The sequence below is a fragment of the Victivallis sp. Marseille-Q1083 genome (assembly GCF_903645315.1).
Lineage (GTDB): Bacteria > Verrucomicrobiota > Lentisphaeria > Victivallales > Victivallaceae > UMGS1518.
On record NZ_CAHJXL010000001.1, the window covers coordinates 1,437,097 to 1,450,026 of the forward strand.

The following is a 12,930-nucleotide window of genomic DNA, read 5'->3' on the forward strand; positions in this document are numbered from 1 at the left end:
TATTATTTGTCTCACATATTGGTACCGTACATTGATATAGTATAGCAAATCTTAAAGAAAATGTCAATACCGGAAGCATTTTTTTCAAGAAAAATATTTTCATCAGCAAATATTGTTTATAAAAAACACGCTGTTTTTATCAGAAAAAATGAAAATAATTACAAATTCTTGGATATATCTACAATTTTCGACTCCACCAAGAAAATATTTATTTACAAAAATTCAATTCCAATCCGGTCAAAGGCCGAAACGGCCAACGCTTCGCCGCCGGGTGACGATCAGGCCGGAGGTTCAACTTCGCCAGGCTGCTTTACGATTCCGGACTTGAAAAAACAATAGAGCACTTACGGCGTTCGGAGAATGAATTCGCTGTCCACCAAGAGGTCGCCGAGATAGTGGATTTTCAAACAGCTATCCGGCCGGTCCGCCGCCGGATAATACCAGGCGGAATCGGCCTCCTCGACCCAGCTCGGCGGACGGGCGGGCGGACCGAAATATTCTTCCAGCCGGGCCGGAGGAAAATACGTGAACTCTTTCGGCGCCAGAAACTGCTGCTGCAGCCAGCACAGATCGTCATAATCGCCGGACTGGCGGTAACGCGCGGCGACGAGCGCCAGATTCTCCCTTTCATACTCCTGCCAGCCCAGCTCGGCCGCCCGGCGGATGGCCGGATCGGCATCTTTCGTCAATCGCCGCAGCAAATCGGCCGGAAACGGCTCTTCGGCCATTTGAGCGCTTCGCACGCAGAGCCGGAAAAATTTCCGCCGCAGTGCCGCGCTGTCCTTTTCGCGCAGCACCGGCAGCAGCAGGATCAGCGTCCGTTCCGGATTGGCCAGCAATTCAACGGCCGCCCGCTCCCGGACCGCCTCGCTTTCCGCCAGGCAGTAGAGCGAAAACAGCCGGTAAACCCGGCCGGCTTCCGTTTCGTCCAGCCCGGTCCTCTCCGCCAGTTGCCGGCGTAAGTTGCCGTCGGCCGTGGCGAAATAAAGTTCCAGCAGATCGCGGCCCTCCGCCTGGCAGTCGCTCCAACCGGTATAATATTCATCCCCATGGCTGCGGTCCCGGTTAGCCAGCAGCCACCAAACGCCGCAGCCAACCAAAACCGACACCAGAAAAATTGTTCTGAAATGACTTGAACCCATTTTAGCTGTCCCGGCTGATTTCATCCTCCGATGAAGAATCTAACCTGCCCCGGCCGGCAATGCAAATCGCAGCGACAATTTAATGCGGTTCCGCCTTTCAACGGAATCACCGGCAGCTCGCGCCGGGACGCGGATTCCCGCCCCCCGTTACCGGCTCAAAGCTCGCGGGCCCGCGGATGCTGCTGGTAGAAAATGCTGTCCGCCGGCATATGGTCATCCGCTTCCTTCTGTGCTTTCTGCTGGATGGTGTAGAGCTGCTTGTAGGTGCCGTCCTGTGCCATCAGTTCGTCGTGGGTGCCGAGCTGTTCGATCCGGCCGGCTTTCAGCACGACGATCTTGTCGGCGTTGCGGATCGTCGACAGCCGGTGGGCGATGATGATCGTCGTCCGGCCTTCCATCAGCGTGTCCAGCGCCTGCTGCACCAGCTTTTCGGAGACGGTATCCAACGCGCTGGTCGCTTCGTCGAGGATCAGGACTGACGGATTTTTCAGGATCGCCCGGGCGATCGCCAGCCGCTGCTTCTGGCCGCCGGACAAGCTGGCGCCGTTCTCGCCGATCACGGTGTCGAAGCCGTGGTCCAGCTTGTTGACGAACTCGGCGACGTTGGCCAGTTCCGCGGCGCGCTCGACCTCCTCGCGGCTGGCGGTGGAGCGGGCGTAGGCGATGTTGTCGCGGATCGTCCCGCTGAACAGGAACGGTTCCTGCAGGACGACGCCGATGTTGTTGCGGTAGGATTCCTGGGAATATTTGCGAACATCAACGCCGTCGACGGTGATGCGCCCTTCGGTGACGTCATAGAAGCGCAGCAGCAGATTGCTGATCGTCGACTTGCCGCAGCCGGAAGGGCCGACCAGGGCGATTTTCTGTCCCGGCTCGATCTCCAGCGACAGTTCACGGATCACCGGCGTATCGGCATAACGGAAAGAAACGTTCTCAAAGACGATTTTCCCTTTCAACCGGCCGGCGGTGATCGGATTCGGCGCGTCCTTGATTTCCGGGATGACCCGCAGCAGCTTGATGATGCGCTGGGCGCCGGCGAAGCCCTGCGACATCGTGTTGATCTGGGCAGCCAAGGCGGCGATCGGCGTCACCTGCATACCGATGTAAGTGTAGAAGGCGACGAAATCGCCGATCGTGAAATCGTTGCGGCCGACCATCGCGATGCCGCCGCCGATCACCACCAGATAGGTGATCAGGGCCAGCATGTCGTACATGCCGTTGCAGGTGTTGTTCAACTGGTTCATCTTGACCGACAAATCGAGGGTCGGCCGCATCGTGTTGAAGAAGTGGCGGCACTCCGAACGCTCCTTGGCGAAGGATTTCACCACCTTGATGCCGTTGATGTTTTCGGACAGATTGGCGGAGATTTCCGACATTTTTTCCTGCAGCAGCACCGCGTTGCGGCGCAGGACGCCGTTGAAATAGTAGAAATTGATGAAGTGAATCGGCAGGGCCAGCATCGCCACCAGCGCCAGCTTCCAGTTGATGAAGAAAACCAGCACGGTGATAAATGCCATCGTAAAAAACTGATCGGTCATCACAATGCACAGCGACACCAGCCCCTGCAGCAGGCCGACGTCGCTGATGACGTTGGAGATCAGTTTGCCGGTGCGGTATTCCTCATAGAAACGCAGCGACAGGCTCTGCAGGTGTTTGAAGATCCGCTGCCGGACGTCGAGCAGAATCCGCAGCACGGTATAAGTGCCGAGGTAGCCGGTGATCATCCGCATGATAAAACGGATGATGTAGATGATCACCATGATGGCGCAGAGGATGAAAAACATCTGGTAATCCCGGCTCGGGATCACCTTGTCGATGGCGATCTTCAGCATCCACGGCAGCGACAGCGCCAGGCTGGAAAACATGATCGAAGTGATTGCCGACAAGAAAATCATGCCGCGGTATTGCCGCAGCAGACTGGATATTTTGAACTCTTCCATGCCGATGCCTTTTTTATCTCCGAGTGATACGGTTGTCCGGAAGGGCAATAACTTATCGCAGTTTTATTTATTTTCCAGTGTGAAATTCTGAAAGAGTACTTTTATCTTCAAAAAAAATCGAAATCCAACCATCTGATCTGACCGGAAGTCCTTCCGCCGGCCAACCGGCGCGACAAGCGGCCGGGGCCGGCATCACGGCATCCAGTCGACGATGCCGGTGACCGGATGCTCCCGCCGCCAGCGAAGAAAATCGGCATAGTCGCGAACGCCGTCGCGCAGCACCGCCTGATAATATTCGATGCCCATGATCTTTTCCGATTCCGGCGTGGCATTTTTGAGCTTCAGAATCGCCAGCCGCGTCTCCGGCGTCAACTGTGCGGCAATCCGTTCGGTCACTTTTTCAAACCAGCCGTCGTAAAACGAACCGCGCCGGATGTGAATCATATCCAGTTGCCACAGTTCATTTTCTTCATCCAGCACCCAGGCATGGTATTCCAGGCAATCCTCGCCGGTACCAAGCAAATCATTGAAAGCCAGACGCTTCAACGGAATATGGTCTGCCAGGCGCTGCATCGCCGTCAAGCCGTCCGCGGCAACCGGCCGATCGGAATAGATATGAAAATCGATATCCCGGTGCTTCATCAGCAGCCCGCTCGGCAGCGACCCGACCGGACGGACTTCCATCCCCAGCGCTTCCCAGAGCTCCACCACCCGGCTTGTCTCAATGACCTGCCGCGCTTTCTGCTGATTCCGCAACGCCGTCTCCAGAATGCGTTGATCCGCCGCCGTCATATTCATCCCTCCGCTTGAAAATTAAAAAGCGGAAGGGGAAAATCGCCCAAATCGAGATTTTCCCTTTCCGCAGATTTCCCGCCGATAACCGTGCGGAATCACTTTGACCGGAAGCCGCTTACTTCGAGTGGTACTCCTGCAGCGATTTCGGCGCGGCATCGTCTTGCAACGCCGCCTGAATGCCTTTCACCGTCGCCCGGGCGGCGGCAATCGTCGTCACGTACGGAATCTTGTACTGAATCGCCTTCATCCGGATATAGCTGTCGTCGCATTTGCTTTCGCGGCCGAGCGGCGTATTGATGATCAGTTGGACCGACTTATTCTTGATCAGGTCGGCGATATCCGGCCGGCCTTCACCGATCTTGTTGATCACCGAGGTCGGAATGTTGTTTTCAGCCAGAAACGCCGCAGTGCCTTCGGTGGCGATGATCGAGAAGCCGAGGTCATGCAGTCCCCGGGCGATCGGCAGCAGATATTTGCGTTCGCGCTGCGACACGGTGATCAGGGCGGTGCCGGCGGTCGGCAGTTTGTAGCCGGCCGCCTCTTCGGCTTTGAAGAAGGCCAGGCCGAACGACTCGGCAATGCCCATCACTTCGCCGGTCGCCCGCATCTCCGGCCCCAGCACCGGATCGACTTCCGGAAACATGTTGAACGGGAAAACCGCTTCTTTGACCCCGACAAAACCGCTGTTGTCGCTGCACAGTTGCGGGAAATCGCTCAATTTTTTGCCGAGCATCAGCTCGGTGGCGATCCGGGCGAGCGGCACGCCGGTGATCTTGGCGACGATCGGCACCGTTCGCGAAGCGCGCGGATTGGCTTCGATGATGTAGACCTGATCGTCGCAAATGGCGAACTGGACGTTCATGATGCCGTCGACTTTGAAATCCATCGCGATGGCGTCGGCATATTTTTCAATCGTTTTGATGTGCTTTTCCGGTATGGTGATCGGCGGAATGGCGCAGGCCGAATCGCCGGAGTGGATGCCGGCCAGTTCGATGTGCTCCATCACCGACGCGACGAAAGTGGTTTCGCCATCGGAAACCGCATCGACTTCGGTTTCAATCGCATTGTCGAGGAAACGGTCGATCAGCATCGGATACTCCGGGCTGACCTGGATCGCTTCGATCGCGTATTTGGTCAGCATCGCCTCGTCGTAGATGACTTCCATGCCGCGCCCTCCCAGGACGAACGACGGACGCACCATCACCGGATAGCCGATCCGGCGGCCGAGCGCCAGCGCCTCTTCGAGCGAACGCGCCGTGCCGCTTTCCGGCTGCGGAATGTTCAGCGCCAGCATCCGTTCACGGAAATACTCGCGGTCCTCCGCCAGGCGAATGCCTTCCGGCTGGGTGCCGAGAATTTTCACGCCGTTGTCCTTGAGTTCCTGGGCGATATTCAGCGGCGTCTGGCCGCCGAACTGGACGATGACGCCCTGGGGTTTTTCCTTTTCATAGATGGTCAGCACGTCTTCGACCGTCAGCGGCTCGAAGTAGAGCTTGTCACTGGTGTCGTAGTCGGTCGACACCGTCTCCGGGTTGCAGTTGATCATGATCGATTCATAACCGTTGTCGCGCAGCGTGAAAGCGGCGTGCACACAGGTGTAGTCGAATTCGATCCCCTGGCCGATCCGGTTCGGCCCGCCGCCGAGGATCATGATCTTGCGGTGCGGCGACACCGGCACTTCATCCGGGACGCCGCAGTAAGTCGAATAATAATAGGCGGCATTGTCGACACCGCTGACCGGCAACGCCTGATAGGTGGCGATGATGCCGAGCGCCAGCCGGCGGGCGCGGACTTCCCGCTCCTTGGTGCTGAACAGCTTGGCCAGATATTTGTCGGAGAAGCCGAACTCCTTGGCCTTTTTCAGCAGTTCATCCGGCAAGGCGACAAAGGAATATTTCAGCAGTTCGCCTTCAAAGTCGGCCAACGCCTTGATCTCTTCGAGGAAATAGCGGGTAATCCGGGTCGTTTTGGCAATTTCGTCGACACTGATGCCGCGCCGGAACGCCTCGTAGATGAGGAAATAACGCTCGCTGGACGGCAACGCCAACCGATTGCGCAATTCGGCCAGGTTCAATGCCTGAATCTTTTTGACCATGCCGAGTCCGGAGCGGCCGATCTCCAGCGAACGAATCGCCTTCTGCATCGCTTCCTTGAAATTCTTGCCGATCGCCATCACTTCGCCGACCGCCTTCATCTGGGTGCCGAGCGCATCCTTGGCCTTCGGGAATTTCTCGAACGCCCAGCGGGCAAATTTGACGACGACATAATCGCCGGACGGCGTATATTTGTCCAGCGTCCCCTCCCGCCAGTACGGCATTTCATCCAGCGTGATGCCGCAGGCAAGCTTCGTCGACACCAGCGCAATCGGAAATCCGGTCGCTTTCGACGCCAGCGCCGAGGAACGCGAGGTGCGCGGATTGATCTCGATGACGATGATCCGGCCGTCTTCGCGGTTGTGGGCAAACTGCACGTTGCAGCCGCCGGTCACGCCGATCGCGTCCAGAATCCGGTAGGAGTAATCCTGCAACTGCGCCTGCACCTCCTTCGAGACGGTCAACATCGGCGCCACGCAGAAGCTGTCGCCGGTATGCACGCCCATCGGATCGACGTTCTCAATGAAGCAGACGGTGATCTTGTGGCCTCTCTCATCGCGCACCACCTCCAGCTCCAGCTCTTCCCAGCCGAGCACGCACTCTTCGACCAGCACCTGGCCGATCAGGCTGGCATTCAGGCCGCGGCCGGTCACTTCCCGGAGCTCTTCGACATTGTAAACGATCCCGCCGCCGGTGCCGCCCATCGTATAGGCCGGCCGCAGCACCACCGGATAACCAAGCTCGCCGGCGACTTTTTCGGCCTCTTCCACACTGTAGCAGGGCTCCGATTTGGCGACCGGCACGCCCAGCTTGCACATCGTCTCCTTGAACTCGATGCGGTCTTCCCCGCGCTTGATCGCGTCGAGGTCGACGCCGATGACGACGACGTTGTACTTCTCCAGAATACTCTTGTCATGCAGGCTCATCGCCAGATTCAACGCCGTCTGGCCGCCGAGGTTCGGCAGCAACGCGTCCGGACGCTCCTTGGCGATGATCCGCTCGATCCGGTCAATGGTCAGCGGTTCGATATAGGTATGGTCGGCCATCGCCGGATCGGTCATGATGGTGGCGGGATTGGAATTGACCAGCACCACTTCGTAGCCGGCACTGCGCAATGCCTTGCACGCCTGGGTTCCGGAATAATCGAATTCACAAGCCTGACCGATGATGATCGGACCGGAGCCGATGATCATGATCTTTTTGATGTCCTGCCGTGCAGCCATAAATCTACCACATCCCTTTCTGAAGAATTTTCGCGCATAGTTTCAAAAAACGACGCACGGAAATTCCGCCGTCGTATCACAATTCAAACCGGCAATCCGGCGCCCGGCTCGGACCAAAGCTCCGAACAAATTAACCAATAATGTAATACAGAATTGTGGAAACGTCAAGATTTTGCCGACAGTTTTGTCACTTATTTTTTACATTTGCCGCCTCATCGGCCACCCTCCGGTTCGACTGAGACAAAAATGGACATTTTCACCCAAATAATGGCTTCAACATTCGCTTTTGTCATAAAATGTGATAAATTATAGATCGATTATTTCCCAAACCACCGGAGTCGGTTGAATATGGATTTGGAACTGAAAATCAAAGATGTCGCCGAGCTTTTGCAGGTGTCGGAAAAGACCGTTTACCGCTGGGTCAACGATCATAAAATTCCGTCCTACAAAGTCAACGGCCAATATCGTTTCCGGCGCAATGAGCTGGACGACTGGCTGCAGCGCAGCCGTCAGGAGCCAGCGGGGGCCGTCGCCGTCCCGCCGTGGTCGACCGAACCGGTGGATCTGCGGCAATTGCTCCGGCGCGGCGGCATCCATTATAAAGTCGGCGGCCGGACCGCGGCCGAAGCCATCGCCGCGGCGGTGGCATTGATGCCGCTGCCGGAATTCTACGAACCAGCCGGGATCGTCGAACAACTGCTGCAGCGCGAGGCGCTGGCGCCGACCGCCCTGGGCGACGGCCTGGCAATGCCGCACAGCCGCGAACCGGTTTTCAATGAACCGAACGCCGAGCGGGTCGGCATCTTTTTCCTGCATCAGCCGGTCGATTTCGGCGCACTGGACAAATTGCCGGTGCAAGTGCTGCTGCTGGTGCTTTCCAGCGACCGCCGCCGGCATTTGCAGACCATCCGTCAACTGGGTTACCTGATCCGGCGGCCGGATTTCGCCGGTTTGCTGCAGGTCCAGGCGTTGCGCGAAGATATTTTTGGCTGTCTTGAAAAATATCAGCCGGATTTGCTGCATTAAGTTTCATCGGACAAATATTTTATTATCAAATTCTTAGCATTCGCCTTCATATTATGGAAGCGAATTTTTTTATTTGGTTTTCGTTATTTTCCACCCCTGGGGATTGACTTTGCCGGGAAATTTTGCTATACTATAGAAAAGAAAATGATAGCATCGAGTTATCAAATTAAAAAAATAAGGATTTTGCCGACTTATGGAAGCGCGAATTCGTTTGACCGACATTGCCAGGGAAGCCGGCGTCTGCCGGGCGACGGTCGTCAAGGTGCTTTCCGGCGGCAACAACAACATCCGGGTCAAACCGCAGACCGCCGAACGGATCAAAGAGGTCGCCCGCCGGCTGAACTATCGGCCCAATCTCAACGCCCGGGCGTTGACCGGCCGCGGTCCGCAACTGATCGGCGTGCTGATCGACAGCATGGCTCCGCCGAGCGGCTGGCGGCAACTGGCGGCGATCGAACGGACGGCGGTGTTCCATCATTACCGGCTGATGACGGCGATGGCGCACGACGATCTGGACAAACTTCATGAAAGCTACCAGGTTTTCCAGCAATACAACGTCGACGGCGTCATTTCACTGGCGCATGAATATCCCGGCGAAGAAGAAAAACTCCGCAACTATTTCGGCGACGTCGGGAAAATGGTTTTCATCGGCCGGCCGGCCATTCCGGGTGCGGTTTATGTCATGTTCGATTACGCGGACGCCATGCGCCGGGTGCTTGCCGAAGTGCGGCGCAGCGGCTACCGGCGTCCCGGTCTGCTGATCGAAGTTGGCGAGTACGCCTCTTCGCGGCTGCGCCGCAAAGCGTTTCAGGAATTTCATCCCGAGCCGGAACGCATCTTCCTGATGCCGCCGATCGACCGGGCCGACGCCGGGGAAACGAACGCCTGCCTGGCCCGGGCGGTCCGGGAGCTGATCCTGACGCAGCAACTGGACTGTCTGCTGCTGAACAACGAACTCTGGGCGATCCGGATCCTCAATCTGCTGGCCGCGCGCGGCTTGCGGATACCGGACGACATCGGCATTTTCTGTACCTCCGGTTCGGAATTGGGCAACTACACCGATCCGGCGCTGAGTTCGATCCGCGATGTCTGCGATGAAATCGGCAGCGCCGCCGCCAACCTGCTGCTCGATTGGCTTTCCCGCGGCCAGGCGCCCCAGCCGCAATTGATCACCACCGATCTGCTCGTCAGAGCTTCCAGTCAACGTCCAATCACTTCAACCTAAAGGAGAGAACATGATGAGACGACACAAATTCACATTGATAGAACTGCTGGTAGTCATCGCGATTATTGCCATTCTTGCCAGCATGCTGCTGCCGGCCCTTGCCAAAGCCAAGGCGGCAGCGCAGAAAATCGCCTGCGTCAACAATCTGAAACAAATCGGCTTGGCCATGCAGATGTACGGCAACGACTACGAGGATTCGCTGACGCCGGGCTGGACGGTCATCAACGGCAAGTGGTGCGGCTGGGCACACCTGATCGCGCCGTACACCGGTGACGGCGAATCGGCGGAAGATGCCGTGGACAGAAATTTGTGCCGGACCGACGGCAAAGGCAATCTGCTGGCCCCGGAACTCGGCAAATTGTACAGTTGTCCGAGCAATACCTTCCGCACGTTCGGACAGATCCGGGCCAGCAGCGACTGCCTGACCGGCAACTACGGCCAGAACACCACCATCCTCGGCGCGCCGCCGGAAGCCAGCGCCACCTACAACGTGTTCAAAACCAAAAAATCCACCAGTCTCAACGAACCGAGTTTCACCGCAATGTTGTGGGACGGCCAGACCGATGCGCCGGTCATCTACAAGGGACAACTGGAATACGACGCCGGCATCTGGTGCCAGATCAGCTATCTGCACAACCGCAGCGCCAATCTCCTGTTCGTCGACGGCCATGTCGACAGCCAGAATCTCCGGGCCTTCCCGGACATCGCCTATCAGAAAGATGATTTGAACAGCGAAATGTGGCGTTGAACGAACCGATGAACCGATCCGGCAATTCCGCGCCTCCGCGCCGGTTTTGCCGTCCTCAACTTTCAATGAAAGAAACGACCTACCAATGAAACGACAATGGAGCTATCTGGCGATGTTATTGACGGCGGGAATTCTGGCCGGCACCGGTCCGGCAACGGCGGAAACGGTGGAAAAACATTACCACGGCATCCGGCCATGCGACCCGGCGGCCAATGGTTTGTGCAATCCGGAGCGCGGCTTCCGGCTCGAAAGCATTTTCGCGATGGGCAACCGCCAGACGCCGTTCGGCGTGGCGATGAATGTCATCAGGCAATTGGATTCCTCCAAGGATTACAGCGAATGCTGGACGCTGCTCGGCTTTGAGCAAACCCGCCCCTGGGGGGTGACGCTGTCGCAGCATTACGTTTATCTGACCGAATATTATGATCAGGAAGCCCTGCCGGCGGAAGTGCTCGACGATTTGCAGCGCGGCTTCGACGCCCTGCGCGGCCTCGGCGTCAAATCGGTGCTTAAATTTGCCTATGAGGACGATACGCTGGCAGTCTGGGTGCCGCCGAAACTGCCGGATACCGCGCTGCCGGAGGAGGAGAAGGACGCCGAAGAACAGCAGCGGAAAACCACCGTTGCCAAGGCACAGGCGGAATTCGACGCGGTCCGGCAGAAAGGACCGACCATCGACATCATCAAAGCCCATATCCGGCAGTTGGAGCCGCTGTTCCGCCGGAATGCCGATGTCATCTACTGCATGGAACTCGGTTTCATCGGCGCCTGGGGCGAATGGCACAACATGCGCCGGATTGCGCACGACGATTGGCAGGGGATGGGCGAAGTGGTCCTGGAAGCATTGGAGGCGCTGCCGGAAGACCGCTGCCTGACGATGCGCAGTCCGCAACGGACGCAGCAGGTGTTCCGCCATTCGCCGTTCAGCGAGATGCCGGCGGAGATCACCGAAGCCATCGCCTTCGACGGCAGCGACCGCGCCCGGCTCGGCCACAACAACGACGCTTTTCTGGTCGCCAGCGACGAGATGCGGGTTTTTCTCGCCGACGACGCCTCCCAACTGGCCTACGGCAACGGCTGCGAGCTCTACGACCGGGTTTGCCGGGAATCGCTGTTCGTGCCGAGCGGCGGCGAAATGTGGTGGAACCTGGTCGGCGGCGTCATCGACGGCAAAACGGCCATCCTGCGGCTGCGGGAGCAGCATTACGACTATCTGAGTCTGGTCCACAGTTGGGGCGACAGCGACGAACAGAACATCAACCGCTGGATGGCAACCGACCTGACGCCGGAGTGGCTGGCGGCCAACCGGCTGCCGGTTTCCGACGGTTATTTCGACGCGGTCGACGGCCGGCCTTCGGTCCGGCGTTCCGCCTTCGAGTACATTCGCGACCACCTCGGTTACCGTTTCGAGCTGCAACAGGCCGCCTGGCCGGCCACAGCCGCCGCCGGCGACCGGATCGCGGTTGATTTCTCGCTGATCAACCGCGGGTTCAAAGGCATGGTCAACCCGCGGCCGGTTTACCTGGTGCTGGTCGATTATACCGGCAAAGTGGTCCTGGAAGCGCCGGTCGAAACCGATCCGCGCCGCTGGTATCCGCACCGGCCCGGCGACGCCACTTACCAACCGTTGCGGCATGAGGTCAAAACCGAATTGGCATTGCCGGCGACATTGCCGGCCGGCAAATATTTCCTCGGCCTGTGGCTGCCGGACGCGGCCGAATCGATCCGTTACGACAGCCGTTACGCGGTTCGTTTCGCCAACCGCGACGCGCCGTTCCTGGTCGACGCCGCGCAGCGGTACGGCATCAACGTACTCGGTGTACTGCGGCTGAACCGGGCAGGATAGCGGAGGCGGGACATGAAATTACTGATCTGCGGCAGCGCCGCCGCCGAAGGAGTGCCGGGCTTATTCTGCGGCTGCCGGGTTTGTCAACACGCCCGGCAGCACGGCGGCAAGGATCTGCGCTTCCGCACCGCCTATCAGCTCGGCGATGCCATCCGGGTGGACGCCGGAGCCGATTATTCGGCCCAGGAGATACGCTTCCGGCTGCACTCGGAACGGCTGAAGCATTTGTTCATCACCCACAGCCACGAGGATCATTTCTATCCGGAAAACCTGACATTCCGCCTGCCGGGCATGTCGGCGGTACCGCCGGGTCGCCGTTTGACGCTCTACGGCAACCGGCGGGTGCTGGAGCTTGTCCGCGAATACGGCAAGCTGCGCGATCTTCCGGATGGTCCGCAGCTTGATCTGCAGTTGCTGACCGCCTTCGAACCGGTCGAGCTGCCGGCCGAGCGGTGGACGGTTACACCGCTGCCGGCGACCCATGCGCCGGCGGAGGAGGCTTTTTTCTTCAGCCTGGAACAAGCCGGACGCCGGATATTGATCGCCAACGACACCGGTTATTTTGCCGAAGCGGTCTGGCGTCACCTGGCCGGGCGGGGCTACGACCTGGTCATCCTGGACTGCTGTTACGGCCTGATTGATTTCGGCGAAAACCATTTGGGCGGCAAAATGATCTTCCAGACCGTCGAACGGCTGAAAGCCGAAGCGGCAATTCAACCGGAAGCCCGCGTGATCGTCAACCATTTTTCGCACAATTGCCTCGGCACCCACGCCGAACTGGAAGCCTTTTTTCGACCGGCCGGCATTGAGGTCGGTTACGACGGTTTGGAAATATCCTGGTAGGCATCACCAGCCAAGCGGAATCGCCCTGTCGGACGATTCCGCTTTTTCC

Annotated in this window: 9 protein-coding genes; 5 read left to right on the plus strand and 4 right to left on the minus strand. The window is 58.2% G+C overall.

Annotated elements, in window-relative coordinates:
• Window positions 1–344: 344 nt before the first annotated feature.
• From HWX74_RS05690 to carB, 4 genes are all read right to left on the minus strand, one after another.
• On the minus strand, window positions 345–1,109 hold the full coding sequence (locus HWX74_RS05690; protein WP_176012628.1) for a hypothetical protein: 765 nt from the start codon (window positions 1,107–1,109) through the stop codon (window positions 345–347).
• Between the two features lie 188 nt (window positions 1,110–1,297).
• Window positions 1,298–3,082 (minus strand): ABC transporter ATP-binding protein, encoded by a 1,785-nt coding sequence (locus tag HWX74_RS05695; protein WP_176012629.1) that lies wholly within the window; start codon window positions 3,080–3,082, stop codon window positions 1,298–1,300.
• Window positions 3,083–3,274: 192 nt separating this feature from the next.
• Window positions 3,275–3,874, minus strand: a complete 600-nt coding sequence (locus HWX74_RS05700; RefSeq protein ID WP_217704862.1) for a hypothetical protein — start codon at window positions 3,872–3,874, stop codon at window positions 3,275–3,277.
• 118 nt (window positions 3,875–3,992) lie between these two features.
• Window positions 3,993–7,193, minus strand: a complete 3,201-nt coding sequence (carB, locus tag HWX74_RS05705; protein WP_176012631.1) for a carbamoyl-phosphate synthase large subunit — start codon at window positions 7,191–7,193, stop codon at window positions 3,993–3,995.
• A gap of 348 nt (window positions 7,194–7,541) precedes the next feature.
• Here carB and HWX74_RS05710 point away from each other — a divergent pair, with 348 nt between their 5' ends.
• The 5 genes from HWX74_RS05710 (at window position 7,542) to HWX74_RS05730 (ending at window position 12,881) form a co-directional block, all read left to right on the plus strand.
• Entirely contained in the window at window positions 7,542–8,219 is a 678-nt protein-coding gene (locus HWX74_RS05710) for a helix-turn-helix domain-containing protein (protein ID WP_176012632.1), read from the plus strand.
• 193 nt (window positions 8,220–8,412) lie between these two features.
• Complete coding sequence (locus tag HWX74_RS05715; protein WP_176012633.1) at window positions 8,413–9,444, plus strand: LacI family DNA-binding transcriptional regulator; 1,032 nt, start codon at window positions 8,413–8,415, stop codon at window positions 9,442–9,444.
• Window positions 9,445–9,457: 13 nt separating this feature from the next.
• A complete protein-coding gene (locus HWX74_RS05720) occupies window positions 9,458–10,192 on the plus strand; it encodes a prepilin-type N-terminal cleavage/methylation domain-containing protein (RefSeq protein WP_217704863.1) in 735 nt (244 codons plus the stop codon).
• Between the two features lie 85 nt (window positions 10,193–10,277).
• Window positions 10,278–12,038, plus strand: a complete 1,761-nt coding sequence (locus HWX74_RS05725) for a DUF4832 domain-containing protein (protein ID WP_176012635.1) — start codon at window positions 10,278–10,280, stop codon at window positions 12,036–12,038.
• Window positions 12,039–12,050: 12 nt separating this feature from the next.
• Window positions 12,051–12,881 (plus strand): MBL fold metallo-hydrolase, encoded by an 831-nt coding sequence (locus tag HWX74_RS05730; protein ID WP_176012636.1) that lies wholly within the window; start codon window positions 12,051–12,053, stop codon window positions 12,879–12,881.
• The last annotated feature ends 49 nt before the right edge of the window (window positions 12,882–12,930 follow it).